This is a genomic window from Nocardia transvalensis NBRC 15921 (genome assembly GCF_000308875.1).
In the GTDB taxonomy this organism is placed as follows: domain Bacteria; phylum Actinomycetota; class Actinomycetes; order Mycobacteriales; family Mycobacteriaceae; genus Nocardia; species Nocardia transvalensis.
Window position 1 is genome coordinate 15748 of the sequence record NZ_BAGL01000078.1, and the last position, 18915, is coordinate 34662.

1 protein-coding gene (only partly in view) is annotated in these 18915 nt (G+C 70.7%); it reads right to left on the reverse strand.

The window, feature by feature from the left end; translation table 11 throughout:
* Window positions 1-18453 carry part of the coding region annotated (locus tag ON41_RS27435; RefSeq protein ID WP_040750746.1) for a non-ribosomal peptide synthase/polyketide synthase on the reverse strand (this coding region is incomplete at its 3' end). 15747 nt of the annotated region lie to the left of the window's left edge, so 18453 of the 34200 annotated nt are shown.
* Window positions 18454-18915 lie beyond the last annotated feature (462 nt).

The following is an 18915-nucleotide window of genomic DNA, read 5'->3' on the forward strand; positions in this document are numbered from 1 at the left end:
GTCGCCACCGAAGACGCCCGTGGGCACCACGACCAGCGTGCCGCCGGGGCCGACCGCGAGCAGCAGCTCCATGAGCGAGGCGTCGAAGCTGGGCGACGAGAAATGCAGTGTGCGCGAATCGGAGTCGAGGTCGTAGCGCGCGACCTGCTCGGCACAGAAGTTGGCCAGACCGGCGTGCGGCACCACGACGCCCTTGGGCACACCCGTCGAGCCCGAGGTGTAGATGACGTAGGCCAGGTTGTGCGGGTGCAGCGGGCGCACGCGATCGGCGTCGGTGACCGCGGCGGCGTCGTAGCGATCCAGATCCAGATCCTCGAGCACCAGCCACTCGACCGAATCCGGCAGATCGGCGCGCACGGACGCGACGGTCAGGCCCACCGGGGAGCCCGAGTCGGTGAGCATGTGCTCGATGCGGTCCGACGGGTAGGTCGGGTCGATCGGCAGGAACGCGGCGCCGGACTTGGTCACGGCCCACTCGGCGAAGTACGAATCGCTCGACCGCGGCACGGCGATGGACACCAGGTCCTCGGTGCCGATGCCGCGCTCGATCAGCAAGCGCGCCAGGCGGTTCGACCGCGTGTCCAGCTCACCGTAGGTGATCCGGTCGCCCCGGAACACGACGGCGGTCGCCGACGGATCGCGGGAGACGGCGTCGGCCAGCAGGTCGGGCAGCGTCCGCGCCTCGACCGCCGGTCCGCCGGTCCGCGCCACCAGTTCGGCGCGCTCGGCGGCGTCGAGGATGTCGATGGCGCCGATGGTGGTCTCGGGATCGGCGGCGATCGCCTCCAGCACCCGCTGCCAGCGGACCACGAGGGAGTCGGCCGTCGACTCGTCGAACAGCTCGGTCGCGTAGGTCAGCGCCAGCGCCATACCACCGGCGGTCGCGTTGTCCGACAGCGTGAACTGCAGGTCGAACCGGGCGATGTTCTCCTCGAGATCCAGCGCCGAGACGGTCAGGCCGGGCAGCTCGAGGGTGGGGCGCTCCATGTTCTGGAACGACAGCGCCACCTGGAACAGCGGGTTGCGGGCCTGCGAGCGCTCCGGCGCCAGCAGGTCCACGAGCCGCTCGAACGGCACGTCGGCATTGCCGAAGGCCTCCAGGTCGGTGTGGCGGACCCGGTCCAGCAGCGCGGTGAACGGCTCGGCCGCCTCGATGCCGGTGCGCAGCACCAGCGTGTTGACGAACATGCCGACCAGCTCGTCGAGCGCGGCCTCGCCGCGGCCGGCGATCGGGGTACCGACCGCGATGTCGTCGCCGCCGGACAGCCGCGCCAGCAGTACCGCCAGCGCGCCGTGCATGACCATGAACAGCGACGAACCCCGCTGGCGGGCAACGTCTTCCAGCTTCGCGACCAGTTCGGGCGACAGCGCGCGGTGCAGCGTCGCGCCGCGGTGCGAGGCGACGGCGGGGCGCGGCCGGTCCACCGGCAGGGTCAGCTCGTCCGGGATGCCGTCGAGCGCGCGCCGCCAGTAGTCGACCTGTCCGGCCAGCAGCGACTGCGGGTCGTCCTCGGAGCCGAGCACCTCGCGCTGCCACATCGCGAAGTCGGCGTACTGCACCGGCAGCGGCGCCCAGCCCGGGGCCGAGCCCTGGGTGCGCGCGGTGTAGGCGGTCATCACGTCGCGAGCCAGCGGGCCCATCGAGAAACCGTCGGCCGCGATGTGGTGCACGACGACCACGAGCACGTGCTCGTCGACGCCGGACACCTTCTCCACGCGGAACAGCCGCGCCCGCAGCGGCACCTCCTCGGCGACATCGAAGCCGTCCGAGGCGAATTCCGTTGCCGCCCGGGTGAGTTCGCTCTCCGCGATGGAGTACGCGAGCAGGTCAAGGGCGATCTGCTCGGCCGGGACGGTGGCCTGCGTGGCAACGCCGTCGTGTTCCGGGTAGCGGGTGCGCAGCGACTCGTGCCGGCGCACCACGTCGAAGATCGCCAATTTCAGTGCGGCGGTGTCCAGTTCGCCGGTCAGCCGGATCGCCAGCGGCAGGTTGTAGGCCGAGGACGAGGTGTCGTACTGGTTGAGGAACCACATGCGCTGCTGCGCGAACGACAGCGGCACGGACTGCGTCGCCGAGCGCTCCCGCGCCACCAGCCGCGGCCGGGCCTCGTCGCCGGTGTGCGATTCCAGCCGGGCCGCCAGCGCCTCCACGGTCGCCGCCTCGAACAGCGCGCGCACCGCCACGGAGATTCCCAGCTCGGCGCCGATCCGCGACGCCACGCGGGTGGCGATGAGCGAGTTGCCGCCGAGGGCGAAGAAGTCGTCGTCCAGCCCGACCCGCGCCAGGTCCAGCACCTGGGCGAAGACCGCGGCCACCGTCTCCTGCACCGGGGTCTCCGGCGCGCGGAAGGTACGGGTCTGCGCCGCCGGGGCGGGCAGGGCGCGGCGGTCGAGCTTTCCGTTGACCGTCAACGGGATTCGGTCCAGCAGCACGAAGGCCGACGGCACCATGTAGGACGGCAGATCGGCGGCAGCGCCGTCGCGCACCGCGTCCACCGACGGCGCGGTCTCGCGCTCCGGCACCAGGTAGGCGACGATGCGCTGATCGCCGGGCTGGTCCTCGCGCACGATCACCGCGGCCTGCGCGACGCCCGGCTGGGCCAGGACGGCGGCCTCGATCTCGCCGAGTTCGATGCGGAAGCCGCGCACCTTCACCTGGTCGTCGGCGCGGCCGAGGTATTCCAGTTCGCCGCGGCGGTTCCAGCGCGCGACGTCACCGGTGCGGTACAGCAGCGAGCCGTTGCTGTCGTCGCCCCCGAACGGGTTGGCCACGAACCGCGTTGCCGTGAGGTCCCGGCGGCCGAGGTAACCGCGGGACAGCTGCGGCCCCGCGACGTACATCTCACCCGCGACCCCGACCGGGACCGGGCGCAGGCGGTTGTCGAGCACGTAGACGCTCAGCCCGGCGATCGCGCGGCCGACGACGCTGCCGGTGGCCGCGGCGATGGTGGCGGCGTCCAGCGCGCGGTAGGACACGTGCACCGTGGTCTCGGTGATGCCGTACATGTTGACCAGGCGCGGCACCGAATCCCCGTGGCGCGCGACCCAATCCGCGAGGCGGCGCAGTTCCAGCGCCTCGCCGCCGAACACCACGTAGCGCAGCGACAGCGGCCGGGAGCCGGAACCCGGGTGGTAGGACTGCTCTTCGGCCAGTTCGGCGGCCGCCAGCTGGTAGAACGCGGACGGCGTCTGGTTGAGCACCGTCACCCGCTCCTCGCGCAGCAGTTCCAGGAACTGCTCCGGCGAGCGCGAGGTGTAGTAGTCGACCACGACCAGGGTGCCGCCGAACAGCAGCGGGCCCCACAGCTCCCAGACCGAGAAGTCGAAGGCGTAGGAGTGGAACATCGTCCACACGTCGCCGGGTCCGAAGCCGAAGTCGCGATCGGTATTCGCGAACAGCCGCACCACATTCCGGTGCTCGACCGCGACGCCCTTGGGGCGGCCGGTGGATCCGGAGGTGTAGATGACGTAGGCGATATTCGACGAGGTCAGCGGCGCGATCCGGTCGGCCGCGGTGATCGGGCCCTCGCCCGCGTCCACCACGTCCGGGACGTCCATGCCGAAGTCGTCCATCAGGACCCGCGGCATCCCGTCCGGCAGCGCGACATCGACCGTGCTGTCGATGATCACGCTCGCGGGCGCGGAATCCTCGAGGATGTAGGCGATGCGGTCGGCCGGGTTGTTCGGGTCGACCGGCACGTATCCCGCACCCGTCTTGACCACCGCGAGCAGCGCGACCACGAGATCGGCCGACCGCGGCAACATGACCGCGACCAGCGTCTCCGGTCCGGCGCCGTCCTCGATCAGCCTGCGCGCCAGCTGATTCGCGCGCTGGTCGAGCGAGGCGTAGGTGACGCGGTCGTCGCCGTAGGTGACGGCCACGCGATCGGAGTGCGCGGCCACCGCGGCGTCGAACAGATCCGACAGCGTGGCATCGCGATCGGCGAAACGTCCTGTCGCAGTGCCAATTCCGGCACTCCCGGGGCGCTCCGTGGTTACGCCGGCTGCCGCCTCCGCGCCCGTCGCTCGCACCGGGGCGTCATTTCCGGACGACACCCACCGCTGCGAGACGTCGAGCCGCTCGGCCTCGCCCAGCAGATCGATATCGCCGACGATCGTGGCCGGGTCCTCGGCGATGCTGCGCAGGATCCGCACGAAGCGTTCGGTGAACGCGACGATCGTCTCGGGATCGAACAGATCGGTGGCGTAGTTCCAGGACAGGCTCGGCGCGCCGCCGTCCGCGGGCGTGCCGACGGTCAGCTGGATGTCGAATTTGGCCAGGCCCGCGTCGAAGTCGACGACCTCGAGGTCCATACCCGGCAGCGCGACCCGGGTGGCGTCCTGCTGGCCGGCGGCCTCGAAGGTGAGCGCCACCTGGAACAGCGGGTGGTGGGCCTGCGAGCGGGCGGGGCTCAGCACGTCCACCAGCTGCTCGAACGGCACGTCGGCGTGCGCGAACGCGGCCACATCGGTGCGCCGGACCTCGTCGAGCAGTTCGGTGAACGCCGCCCCGGGACGCACCTCGGTGCGCAGGACCAGCGTGTTGACGAACATGCCGATCAGGTCGTCGAGGGCGCGCTCGCCGCGGCCCGCGATCGGGGTGCCGATGGCGATATCGGTACTGCCGGCCTGCCGGGCCGCCCAGGTCGCCAGCGCCGCGTGCATCAGCATGAACTGCGTGACCCCGCGCGAGCGCGCGAGATCCGACAGCGCGGCGTACAGGTCGGCGTCGATCGAGAACTCGTGCGTGGCACCGGCATTCGAGGCCACCTCGGGCCGCGGCCGGTCGGCGGGCAGCTCGATCTGATCCGGCAGATCGCGCAGTTGCTCTGTCCAGTAGGCGATCTGGCGGGACGCGAGCGACTGCGGATCGCCCTCGTCGCCGAGCACCTCGCGCTGCCACAGCGCGTAGTCGGCGTACTGCACCTCGAGCGGCGTCCACTGCGGCATGTCGCCCTGGACGCGGGCGGCGTAGGCGGCGACGATATCGCGCAGCAGCGGCCGCAGCGAGAAACCGTCGGCGCTGATGTGGTGCGCCACCAGCACGACCACGTATTCGGCGGGTGCGACGGTGAGCAGGGTGGCCCGGAACGGCAGATCGCGGGTCACGTCGAAGTGGACGCTCGCGAGTTCGGCCACCCGCGACGCCACGTCACGCGCGTCGATCGATTCGGTGGCCAGCTCGAACCCGGCCTCGCGCACCGACAGCACCCGCTGGTAGCCGGTGCCCTCGACGTCGGGATAGACCGTGCGCAGCGACTCGTGCCGCGACAGCACGTCCTGCACGGCCGCGTCGAACGCCTCGACGTCGAGCTTGCCGGTCATCCGCACCGCGACGGGGATGTTGTTGACGGCGGTGCGGTTGTCGAAGCGGTTGAGGAACCACATGCGCTGCTGCGCCGGTGACAGCGGCACCAGCTCGGGGCGGACGCGCGGCGCCAGCGGCGTCCGGCCGCCCTGTCCCGCATGGGATTCCACCCGGGCGGCCAGCGCGGCCACGGTGGATGCCTCGAACAGCAGCCGCACCGGCACCTCGGTGTCGAGCGCCGCGCCGAGGCGGGCGGCGACCTGGGTGGCGATCAGCGAGTTGCCGCCCAGTTCGAAGAAGTCGTCGTCGAGACCCACGCGCTCGCGACCGAGCAGTTCGCCGACGGTGTCGGCGACCGTCTGCTCCACCGAGGTGGCGGGGGCGCGGAACACCTTGGCGGCGAAGGTCGGCGCGGGCAGCGCCCGGCGGTCCAGCTTGCCGGAGGCGTTCAGCGGGAACTCGTCGAGCACCACGAACGCGGTCGGCACCATGTAGGCCGGAAGCCGCTGCGCCAGCTCGGATTTCACCGTCTCGACGGCGACGACCGCCTCGGCGGCCGGGACCACGTAGGCCACCAGCTGATCGCTGGTGCGCTCGTCGCCGCGCACCACGACCACCGCCTGCGCGATATCGTCGCGGGCGGTCAGCGCGGCCTCGATCTCGCCGAGTTCGATGCGCTGGCCGCGCAGCTTCACCTGGAAGTCGGTGCGGCCCAAGTACTCCAGCTCACCGCCGGAGGTCCACACCACCAGATCGCCGGTGCGATACAGGCGCTCGCCGTCACCGAACGGACTGGCCACGAACCGGTCGGCGGTGAGGTCGGGCCGCGCCACGTAGCCGCGCGCCAGCTGCGCGCCGGCCAGATACAGCTCACCCGCGACACCCACCGGAACCGGCTGCAACCGGGCGTCCAGCACGAAGACCTTGGTGTTGAACACCGGCGCGCCGATCGGCACCGAGCCGGTGTCGGCGTCGGTCACCTCGTGATAGGTGACGTCGACGGCGGCCTCGGTCGGGCCGTACAGGTTGTGCAGCCGGGCCCCGGTCAGCTCGCGCAGCCGCTGTGCGGTCGAGGCGGGCAGCGCCTCGCCGGAGGCGAAAACGTTACGGAGCGGCAAGCCCTCACTCCGGCGCGCGTTTGGCCGGAGCGAGTCGGCGGCGACGAAGATCGCCAGCATGGACGGCACGAAGTGAGTGACCGTGACGCCCTCGTCGATGATGAGATCGGCCAGGTAGCGCGGGTCGCGGTGGCCGTCGGGCCGGGCCACCACCAGGCGGGCGCCGACCTGCAAGGGCCAGAAGAACTCCCACACCGACACGTCGAAGGTGGCCGGGGTCTTCTGCAGCACCACGTCGTCGGCGGCGAGGCCGTACTGCGCGTGCATCCACACCAGGCGGTTCACGATGGCCGCGTGGCTCACCGCCACACCCTTCGGGCGGCCGGTCGAACCCGACGTGAAGATCACGTACGCGGTATTCGACGGATGCAGCGGCGCGACCCGATCCGCGTCGGTGAGCGGGGTGTCGGCGAGATCGTCCAGCTCGAGGGCGTCGATCTCGAGCACCGTGCCCGCGTCCGGCAGGTCCGCCGCGTCACGTGTGGTGCTCAGCACGCACACCGGCCGCGCGGTGTCGAGGATGTACCGGGTGCGTTCGGCCGGGTGGTCCGGATCCAGCGGCACGTAGGCGCCACCGGCCGCCGTGACCGCGTACATGCCGACCAGCAGGTCGAGCGAGCGCCGCATGCCCAGGGCGACAAGCGATTCCGGCCCGACGCCCCGCGCGATCAGGTGCCGCGCGAGCCGGTGCACCCGGCCGGCGAACTCGCCGTAGGACAGACTCGTCCCCTCGAACGTGACCGCGGTCGCCTCGGGACCCCGCGCGACCTGCGCCTCGAACAGCGACACCAGGGTGGCCGCGGCGTCGTCGGACACCCGCGGCAGCGCGGCGTCCAGCGGGAATTCGGTGTCGTTCCAGTACCGCAGCACCAGGGTGTGCTCGGTGGCGTCCAGCAGTTCCAGTTCGCCGACGCGCTGCGTCGGATCGGCGGCGATACTGCCCAGCACCCGCAGGAACCGCTGGGCGAAGGTTTCGGCGAACTCGGTGTCGAACAGGTCGGCGGCGTAGACGAGTTCGGCGTCCATCGAGGCGTCGCCGGATTCGGCCAGTTGTTCCGAGAGCGTCAGCTGCAGATCGAATTTCGCCGTCGGCGGGTCGATGCCCAGCTCCGACACCGTCAGTCCGGGCAGTTCCAGCGCGGTGTGGCCGAGGTTCTGGAACGTCAGCATCACCTGGAACAGCGGATGCCGTCCCTGCGCGCGCGCCGGGTTGAGCACGTCCACGAGCCGCTCGAACGGCACGCCCGCGTGCGCGAAGGCGGCCAGATCGCGTTCGCGCGCCTGGGCCAGCAGTTCGGTGAACGGGGCGCCGGTGTCGATCTCGGTGCGCAGCACGAGCGTGTTCACGACCATGCCGACGAGATCGTCCAGCGCCTGCTCGCCACGGCCGGCGGCGGGCGTGCCCACCGCGATGTCGGTGGTGCCGCTCAGGCGTGCCAGCAGCGCCGCGAAGGCGCTGTGCACAACCATGAACAGGGTGGTGCCGTGCCGGCGGCCGACGGCGCTCAGGCCGTCCACGAGCTGACCGGGCACCCGGAACCGGTGCGTCCCGGCCCGGTAGGCGGCGACGGACGGGCGCGGCCGGGTGGACAGCCGCAGTTCGTCCGGCAGGCCGGCCAGCGCGCCGCGCCAGTACTCGACCTGCTCGGAGATCGAGGACCGCGGGTCGTCCTCGGAGCCGAGCGTATCCCGTTGCCACAGCGCGTAATCCACGTACTGGATCGGCAGCGGCGACCAGCCGGGCACCTGCCCCGCGGCGCGGGCCAGGTAGGCGGTCATCAGATCGCGCACCAGCGGGCGCATCGAGAAACCGTCGGCCGCGATGTGATGCGCGACCACGACGAGCACATAGTTCTCGGGCCCGAATTCGTAGACGCGCAGGCGCACCGGCGGTTCGGCGGTGACGTCGAAGCCGCGGGCGACGAAGTCCGTGAGGACCGGCAGCAGATCGCCCGCGGCGACCGGGACCACCTCGAGGTCCGGGACGGCCCGCGCGGACGGCAGCACCTGCTGGTAGCCGATGCCGTCGGCGGACGGGTAGACCGTGCGCAGCGATTCGTGCCGCGCGATCACGTCGGCGACCGCGCCGCGCAGCGCGTCGATGTCGAGGTCGCCGGTGAAGCGGACCGCGACCGGGATGTTGTTGGCGGCCGACGCGGTGTCGAACCGGTTCAGGAACCACATCCGCTGCTGCGCCGGCGAGAGCGGCGGGCGCTCGGGGCGGGTGCGGGCCGTGAGCGGCAGGCGCACACCGGTTCCGGCGCGGCCGCCCACCCGGGCGGCGAGTCCGGCGACCGTCGGGGCCTCGAACAGCGCCCGGACGCCGACCTCCGCATCCAGGGCCGCGCCGAGGCGGGCGGCGACCTGGGTGGCGATCAGCGAGTTGCCGCCGAGGGAGAAGAAGTCGTCGTCCGCGCCGACGCGCTCGACGCCGAGCAGATCGGCGAAGATGCCCGCGACGATCTCCTCCAGCGGCGTTGCGGGAGCACGGAATTCGCGCGGGGTCAGCTCGGGCTCCGGGAGCGCCTTGCGGTCCAGCTTGCCGACCGGGGTCAGCGGGATCTCGTCGAGCACCATGACGACCGTCGGCACCATATAGGCCGGCAGCCGGTCGGCGACATGCGCCGACAGCGCGGTGACATCGATCTCCCGCCCGGTCACAGCCCGGACGTAGGACACCAGGAAGGTGGACCCGGCTTCGTTGGTCCGCCCCAGGGTGACCGCGAAGTCGACATCCGGATGGCTCGTCAACGCGGCGTCGATCTCACCCAGCTCGATCCGGAACCCGCGAATCTTCACCTGGAAGTCGTTGCGGCCCACATACTCCACAACCGCCGCACCATCGGCATCCCGCCGCCACCGCACCACGTCACCGGTGCGGTAAAGCCGTGCGCCAGGAGCCACGCCACTATCGACGCCACCACCCGCAGCGCCAGGCACACCACTGCCCCCAACGCCAGGCGCACCATTACCGCCAACGCCGGGCACGCCATTAGCCCCAACGCCAGGCACATCACTACCCCCAACGCCAGGCACATCACTACCCCGAGCGCCAGGCACATCACTACCCCGAGCGCCAGCGAAGGGGTCGGCCACGAACCGGTCGGCGGTGAGCGCGGGGCGGGCGTGGTAGCCGCGGGCCAGCTGGATGCCGCCGACGTACAGTTCGCCGACGACGCCCTCGGGGACCGGGCGCAGGCGGGCGTCCAGCACCAGCGCGCGCATGCCGCGCACCGGGCCGCCGATGGTCACCGGATCGCCGGGCAGCAGGCGGCCGCTGATGTTGGTGGCGATCGTCGCCTCGGTCGGGCCGTAGGCGTTGTGCAGCCGGCGCTCGCCCGAATCACCGGGCGCCACCGACCATTTCGCGACCAGGTCCGCGGTCAGCGCCTCGCCACCGGCGATGATGGCGCGCATACCGGTCAGCGCCGCCGGATCCAGCGAGGCCAGCACCGACGGCGTGATCAGGCCGACCGTGACCCGCTCGCGGGCGATCAGCTCGCCGAGTTCGTCGCCGCCGTAGGTGCCCGGCGGCACCACGACCAGCGCGCCCGCGGAGCCGACGGCGAGCAGTAGTTCCAGCACCGACGCGTCGAACGACGGCGACGCGAAGGCCAGCGCCCGCGAGTCGCGGTCCAAGCCGTAGCGTTCCACCTGCAACGCGCTGAAGTTCGCGAGACCCGCGTGGGTGACCACGACGCCCTTGGGCACACCGGTGGAACCGGACGTGTAGATCACGTAGGCGGTATGCGCGTGCCGCACCGTTGCCGTGCGATCGGCGTCCGTCACCGGATCGGCGGAGTTCGCGGCCACCTCGGCGGCGAACTCCGGGTCGTCCAGCGACAGCCATTCGCCGTCCGCGATCGGCGGCAGCGCGTCCACCTGGGCGGTGAGCGTAATACCCAGCCGCGCACCGGAATCCGACATCATGTGCGTGATGCGGTCGCTCGGGTACGCGGGATCGACCGGCAGGAACGCGGCTCCGGCGCGGGCCACCGCCCACACCGCCCGGATCTGCTCGATCGACCGCGGAACGGCCACGGCCACAATGACATCCGGCCCGGCGCCGCGGGCGATCAGCGCCCGCGCCAGCCGCGCGGAGGACTCGTCCAGCTCGGCGTAGGTGATCGATTCGCCCGCGAAGACGACCGCCTGCCCCTGCGGGTTGCTGGCGGCGGCCGCCGCCAGCAGCTCCGGCAGGGTGCTCGGCGGCACGGCCGGACCGCCGGTGCGGCCGAGCAGTTCGGCACGCTCGGCATCCGCCAGGATCTCCAGCTCACCGACCGGCAGCTCGGGCCGCTCGATGATCGCTTCCAGCAGCCGCATGAAGCGGGACGCGAACTCCTGCACGGTCCCGTCGTCGAACAGGTCACGGGCGAAGGAGATCTCGCCCAGCATGCCGCCGTCGGACCCCTGCCCGGCCTCCCGAAGGGTCAGCGCCAGATCGAATTTCGCGGTGTCGACCTCGAAATCGACCGTGGAGACCCGCAATCCGGGCAGTTCGAAGGTGTTCTCCGGCAGGTTCTCGAACGACAGCGCCACCTGGAACAGCGGGTGCCGCGCCTGCGAGCGCGCGGGGTTGAGCACCTCCACCAGCCGCTCGAAGGGCACGTCGGCGTGCGCGAACGCCTGCAGGTCGGTATTGCGGGCCTGGCCCAGCAACTGCACGAAGGTCTCGGCGCCGTCGACGTCCGTGCGCAGCACGAGCGTGTTGACGAACATGCCGATCAGGTCGTCGAGGGCGGCCTCGCCACGACCCGCGACCGGCGTGCCGATGGCGATATCGGAGCTGCCCGACAGCCGCGCCAGCAGCACGGCCAGCGCGCTGTGCATCACCATGAACAGCGAGGCGTTGTGCCGGCGGCCGAGTTCCAGCAACCGGGCCTGGGTGCCGGGCGCGATCACGAACGAGTGCACGCCGCCGCGGTAGGACGCCACGGCCGGGCGCGGGCGATCGGCGGGCAGGACCAGCTCGTCCGGCAGATCGGCGAGTTCGCGCTGCCAGTACCGGATCTGGTCGGAGATCAGCGACGCCGGATCGTCCTCCGAGCCCAGCATCTCGCGCTGCCACAGCGCGTAGTCGGCGTATTGCACCGGCAGCTCCGACCAGGTCGGCTGCTCCCACATCGTGCGCGCCGCGTAGGCGACCATGACGTCGCGGGCCAGCGGTCCCATCGACCAGCCGTCGGCCGAGATGTGGTGCACCACCATCCCGAGCACGTATTCCGACTCGCTGATCTCGAACAGCCGGGCGTGCAGCGGCACCTCGCTGGTGACGTCGAACGCCATCGAGGCCAGCTCGATCAGGTGCGCGATCAGGTTGTGCTCGGTCACCGGGACCGGGGTCAGGTCCGGGACGATCTGGGCCGCGTCGAGCACCAGCTGGACCGGCGCGGCGCCGGTCTCCGGGAAGACCGTGCGCAGCGATTCGTGCCGGTCGATCACGTCGATGACCGCGACCTGCAGTGCCGCCACATCGAGTTCACCGGACAGCCGGATGGCGACCGGGATGTTGTTGACCGCCGAGGCGGTGTCGTAGCGGTTGAGGAACCACATGCGCTGCTGAGCCAGCGACAGCGGCACCTCCTCCGGCCGCTCGCGGGCCACCAGCGCCTTGCGCGCGCCGTCCCCGGCATGCGATTCGACCCGGGCCGCGAGGGCGCCGACGGTCGTGGCCTCGAACAGCATGCGCACGGGCACCCGCGTATCGAGCGCGATGCCCATGCGGGAGGCGACCTGGGTGGCGGTGAGCGAGTTGCCGCCGAGGTCGAAGAAGTCGTCGTCGATGCCGACGCGGTCGATGCCGAGGACGTCGCCGAAGATCTGGGCGACGATCTCCTCGATCGGCGTTGTCGGGGCGCGGAATTCGCGCAGCTCGAACACCGGGGCGGGCAGCGCGCGGCGGTCCACCTTGCCGGAGGAGTTGAGCGGGAACGCGTCGAGCACCACGAATGCCGTCGGCACCATGTACGCGGGCAGCGCGGCGGACAGCTCCGCGCGCACCGCGTCCACGTCGACCTCGCCGGCCGTCGGGGTCAGGTAGCCGACGAGCTGATCGCCCAGCCGGTTGTCCGTGCGCACCATGGCCACCGCCGCGGCGACGGATTCGATTGCCGTGAGGGCGGATTCGATCTCACCGAGTTCGATGCGCAGGCCGCGCAGCTTCACCTGGAAGTCGGTGCGGCCGATGTATTCGAGTTCGCCGTCGGCGGTCCACCGCACCAGGTCGCCGGTGCGGTACAGCCGCTCGCCATCTCCGAACGCACTCGCCACGAAGCGATCCGCGGTCAGATCCGGGCGGCCCACGTACCCGCGCGCCAGCTGCGCGCCCGCGAGATACAGCTCACCCGCGACACCCGGTGCGACCGGGTGCAGGCGCGAATCCAGAACGTACAGAGCGGTATTCGCGACCGGGCGGCCGATCGGCACCGACACCAGGTCCGCGGCGGTCACCTCGTGATAGGTGACGTCGACCGCGGCCTCGGTTGGGCCGTACAGGTTGTGCAGGCGGGCGCCCGTCAGCTCGATCAGTCGCTGCGCCGTCGCCGCGGGCAACGCCTCGCCCGAGGAGAACACCGTGCGCAGCGACGATTCCGCGGAAGCGCTTCCCGGCGAGGCGATCTCGGTCACGAACACCGAGAGCATCGACGGCACGAAGTGGGCGGTCGTCACCGACTCCGCGGCGATCACCTGCGCCAGATAGGACGGATCGCGATGGCCGTCCGGCCGCGCGATCACCAGCCGCGCACCGATCTGCAACGGCCAGAAGAACTCCCACACCGACACGTCGAACGTCGCCGGGGTCTTCTGCAATACGGTGTCGTCGGCGGTGAGGCCGTACTCCGACTGCATCCACACGAGGCGGTTCACGATCGCGGCATGCGAGACCGCGACGCCCTTCGGCCGCCCCGTCGATCCGGACGTGAAGATCACGTACGCGATATTCGAAGGCCGCAGCGGCGCAGCGCGTTCCGCGTCGGTCAGCGGCGCGCCGTCGACGCCGGACAGGTCCAGCCGGTCGATCTCGAGGTGCTCCAGGCCCGTGTCGCCGGGCAGGTCCTCGGCGTCCTGGGCGGTCGTCAGCACGCAGATCGGCTGCGCGGTGTCGAGGATGTAGCGGGTGCGGTCGATCGGGTGGTCCGGATCCAGCGGCACGTACGCGCCGCCCGCCACGACCGTGGCATACATGCCGACCAGCAGGTCGATCGAGCGCCGCATCCCCAGCGCGACAGTCGAATCCGGGCCCGCGCCGAGGGCGATCAGGTGCCGGGCCAGCCGGTGCACCCGATCGGCGAACTCGCCGTAGGACAGACTCGTCCCCTCGTACGTGAGCGCGGTCGCGTCCGGGGTGCGGGCGGCCTGCTCCTCGAACAGCGATACCAGCGTCGCGGTGGTGTCGACCTCGGCCGCGGTGGCGTTCCACGTCTCGAGCACCTTGCCGTGCTCGGCCTCGTCGAGCAGGTCGATATCGCCGACCGCGGTGGCCGGATCGGCGATGACGGCGGTGAGCAGCCGCAGGTAGCGGCGGCCGAATTCGGCGACCGTGGCCGCGTCGAACAGATCGGTGGCGTAGGACACCACGACCGAGATGCCCTCGAGTTCGCCCTGTGCGCCGCGACCCTCGGTGAGGGTCCACTGCAGATCGAACTTGGCGATGTCGACGTCGAGTTCCTCGGCCGAGACCGTCAGCCCCGCCATCTCCATGGTGGCGTGCGACAGCTCCTGGAACGACAGCATCACCTGGAACAGCGGATGCCGCGCCTGCGAGCGGGCCGGGTTGAGCACCTCGACCAGGCGCTCGAACGGCACGTTGGCGTTCGCGAAGGCGGACAGGTCCGCATCGCGGGTGCGGTCGAGGAATTCGGTGAACCGCTCGGCGCCGTCCACCTCGCTGCGCAGCACGAGGGTGTTGACGAACATGCCGATCAGGTCGTCGAGGGCCTGCTCGCCACGACCGGCGACCGGGCTGCCGATCGCGATGTCCTCGGTGCCCGACAGCCGGGCCAGCAGCACCGACAGCGCAGCGTGCAACACCATGAACAGCGAGACGCCCTGCGCGCGTGCGAGGTTCGACAGCTGCGCGTGCATCGCCGGATCGATGTCGAAGGTGATCCGGCTACCCCGGAAGCTCTGCACCGGCGGCCGCGGCCGGTCGGTGGGCAGATCCAGCTGATCCGGCAGGCCCGCCAGCGCGCGGTGCCAGTACGAGATCTCCCGGGAGGCAATGGAATCCGGGTCGGTCTCGGCGCCGAGCAGTTCGCGCTGCCACAGGCTGAAGTCGGCGTACTGCACCGGCAGCGGCGACCACGCCGGAGTCTGCCCGGCGGCGCGCGGCAGGTAGGCGGCGGCCACGTCGCGCGCCAGCGGCCCGAACGAGAAGCCGTCGGCCGCGATGTGATGCACGACGAAGGCCACCGCGTAGTGGTCCTCGTCCCCGGTCCCGAGCACCCGGTGCACCCGGACCCGGATCGGCAGATCACGGGAGACGTCGAAGCCGGTCGAGGCGAAATCGGCGAGCGCGGCCGCCAGCGTCGACTCGTCGGTCTCCCGCATCTCGATGCCGAGATCGACCGCCTCGATCGGCAGCACCCGCTGGTAGCCGCCGTCCTCGGACTCCGGGAAGATCGTGCGCAGCGACTCCTGGCGGGCGATCACATCCAGCAGGGCGGCCTGCAACGCGCTCAGGTCGACCTTGCCGCGCAGCCGCACCACGAACGGCAGGTTGTAGGTCGGGACCGTCGGGTCGAACTGGTTGATGAACCACATCCGCTGCTGCGCCAGCGACAGCGGCACCCGCTCCGGACGCGGCTGCGCCACCAGCGGCGGGCGGGAAACGCTTGCGGGCGTGGCGGATTCGACGCGCACCGCGAGCGCGGCCACGGTCGGTGTCTCGAACAGCGCGCGCACACCCAGCTGGATGCCGAAGGCCGCGGAGATCCGCGCGACCACCTGCGTGGCGACCAGCGAGTTGCCGCCGAGGTCGAAGAAGTTGTCGTCGATGCCGACGCGCTCGTGCCCGAGCACATCGCCGAAGACGCCCGCGACGATCTCCTCGACCTGGTTGCGGGGTGCGCGGTAGCCGGCGGCGTCGGCGCTGAACACCGGCTCCGGCAATGCCTTCCGATCCAGCTTGCCGGAGGTGTTCAGCGGCAGCGCGTCCAGCACCATGATCGAGGCCGGCACCATGTAGGCGGGCAGCTTCTCCGCGACGAACCGGGTGAGTTCGGCGGGATCGGCGGACAGGCCCCGGGCAGGAACGACATACGCGACCAGCTGCTGACCGGTGGCGGTGTCGGCCACCAGCACCACGGCCTGGCTCACCGCGGGATGGGCCAGCAGGTCGGTCTCGATCTCGCCGAGTTCGATGCGCTGGCCGCGGAACTTCACCTGGAAGTCGGTGCGGCCGATGTATTCGAGGGCTCCGGAGTCGTTCCAGCGCACCAGGTCGCCGGTGCGGTACATACGAGCACCCGGCACCGAGAGCGGACTCGCGACGAAGCGATCCGAGGTCAGGTCCGGGCGGCCGAGGTAGCCGCGGGCCAGCTGGCGACCGGCCAGGTACAGCTCACCGGGTGCGCCGATCGCGGCGGGACGCAGCCGCGAATCCAGCACGTAGGCTTCGACATTCCATTCGGGAATACCGATCGGCACCGTCGTGGTGTCGGATTCGGTGGCCTCCCAATAGGTCACCGAGACGGCGGCCTCGGTGGGGCCGTAGAGGTTGTGCAGGCCCGCCGAGCTGATGGCCCGGAATCCGGCGGCCGTCTCCGGCGGCAGTGCCTCACCGATGACGAATACCGCACGCAGCGAGGCGATCTGGTCGGGGGTGGCGTGCGAGACGAACACCGTCAGCATGGACGGCACGAAGTCGGTCACGGTCACGCCGTGCCGCTCGATGGCCTGGGCCACGTAGACCGGATCGCGATGCCCGTCCGGGGTCGCGATCACGAGTTTCGCGCCCACGAGCAGGGGCAGGAAGTAGCCCCACAGCGAGACGTCGAAGGTGGTCGCGGTCTTCTGCAGGTAGACGTCGTCGCCGGTCAGCCGGTACTCGTCCAGCATCCACAGCTGCTGGTTGACGATCGCGCGGTGCGTGACCGCCACGCCCTTGGGCCGTCCGGTGGAGCCGGAGGTGTAGATGACGTAGGCGGTGTTGCCCGGCAGCAGCGGGGCCGAGCGCTCGTCGTCGGTGATCGCGGCCTCGGAGAAGCCGGCGGTGTCGAGGGTGTCGATCTCCACCCGCCGCACCGACTCCGGCAACTCCACGTCGTCGGTGGAGACGGTGAGAACGCAGACCGGAGAGGCGGATTCGAGAATGTAGGCGGTGCGCTCGGCCGGATGGTCCGGGTCGATCGGCACGTACGCGCCGCCGGTCCTCAGCACCGCGTGCATGCCGATCACGAGTTCGAGCGAACGCCGCATACCCAGGGCGACAAGCGATTCCGGGCCGACGCCATCGGCGATCAGCGCACGGGCGAGCCGGTTGACCCGGGCGCCGAATTCGGCGTAGGTCAGTGTCGCGCCCTCGAATTCGAGCGCGACCGCGTCGGGGCTCGCCGCGATCCGGTCGTCCAGCAGGGCGGTCAGGGTCGTATCGGGCACCTCGTGGTCGGAGTCGATCCACTCCGCCAGGGTGCGGTCCAGTTCCGATTCCGTAGTGATCGGCAGTTCCCACAGCACCTGCTCGGCGTCGGCCGCCAGGAACCGGTCGAAGAACTCCAGGAACCGCGAATGATGCTGCCGCGCTTCGTCTTCGGTGTAGAGATTCGGGTTGGTCTCGAAGTCGATGTGGGAGACCGTCCCGCCCATCGACTGGTAGAAATTGACACCGAGGTCCTCGATGGAGCCGGTCGACAGCACGTGCATGTGCCCGACCACCGGGCCCAGGGCCACCTCGTCCTGGAACAACATGATGTTGACCCACGGACCGAAGAATTCCTTGGTGACCGCCGCGCCGTCCGCGCTGTCGCGCCGGATGTCCTCGTGCCGGTAGCGCTGGTGCCGCAGCGCGCCGGACACCTCGACGGTGACCGACTTCAGCAGATCGGCGACGGTGGTCCGGTATCCGACCGGCAACCGCAGCGGCACGATATTGGACGAGACGCCGCCGGAGCGCCGCATGATCGCGGTCGTGCGCGCGGTCACCGGCAGGCTCAGGATCACTTCCTCGCTGCTGGTCCACTGCGCCAGGTACGCCGCGAAACCGGCCAGCAGCAGGGCCGCGGGCGACGAGTCGTGCCGCTGGACGGCCGCATCCAGCAGTTCCGTCTGCTCCGGCGACAGCGCCGCGCTCGCGACCCCGTTGAGGGGCGCGGGGGCCGCCGAACGCCCGACCAGACTCGACCCCTCCTCGAGGCCCTCGACGCGCTTCGCCCAGTGCTCGCGGTCGCCCTGGAAGCGGGTGCTCTCGCGGTATTCGAATTCGGAGCGGACCAGCTCACGGAGTTTGGTCGGCTTGTAGGGCTTCGGCTCGACGCCCTCGAGGTAGGCCGTGTACAGCTCGCACGCGCGGTTCAGGTAGTTCATGGCGCTGAAGCCGTCGAGCACGATGTGGTGCGCGCGCAGGTACCAGAACCAGTGGTCGTCGCTCAGCTGCAGGACCGCGAGCCGGATGAGACGGTCGGTGAGCAGGTTCAGCGGGCGGCTGTACTCCGCGCGCATCCACTCCTGCGCGGTCGCCTCGGGGTCCTCTTCGCCCCGCAGGTCGAGGTAGACGATCTCGTCCCGGTCCGGGATGGTCGGGTCGATGTACTGCATCGGCTCGCCGTCACGCTCGGCCAGGCACATGAAGCCCGAATCGAGTTCCTCGGAGGAGTCGATGCACGCCCGGCGCAGGATCTCACGGTCCAGGTCGCCGTGCAGGTCGACGTACTGGGCGATATTGATCGGCACCTGCGGATCCAGCGCCTGGGCATACCAGATACCGAGCTGCGCCGGCGAGAGCGGGAAGAGTTCGTCCCCCGAAACCGGCGTGGGCGTCACCTCGCTGCCAGCTTCGCCGTTTCCGCCGAAATCCAGCCGGTCCAACCGTCAACCTCACTTCCGGAACACCGTGCAGCGCTCCCCGATGGCACACCGACGCCGACGCTCACCTGTCCCAGCGTGTCGTCCGACGGTCGGGGCTCACTTCGAAACTCAATCAGACAAAAATGTTCATTGGACGTATCCGTTGGTCAGGCCGATCTTGTTACATGGGCCCGACCACACCCACCGGACCCGGATCGCCCACTCGCCGAACCTCACTGCTGACCACCGAACCAATCTACCGCCCGCTCCGGCCCGCTGACCAAAAAGGGTCATAGCCGTTGAGCATCATGGGAGTTCGACTTTTCCGCCCCTCCGGCCCACCTTCCGCCACGGCCCAAGGGCAAGGGAAGCAATCTACCGCACCTCCGCCAGGACCGCCGAATGCGCGGGTCGGGGCCTCGACAGCACACTCACGCCGCCCGGATTGCCGCGTTCGAGGCGCTCGGCGCACGCGTGCCGACG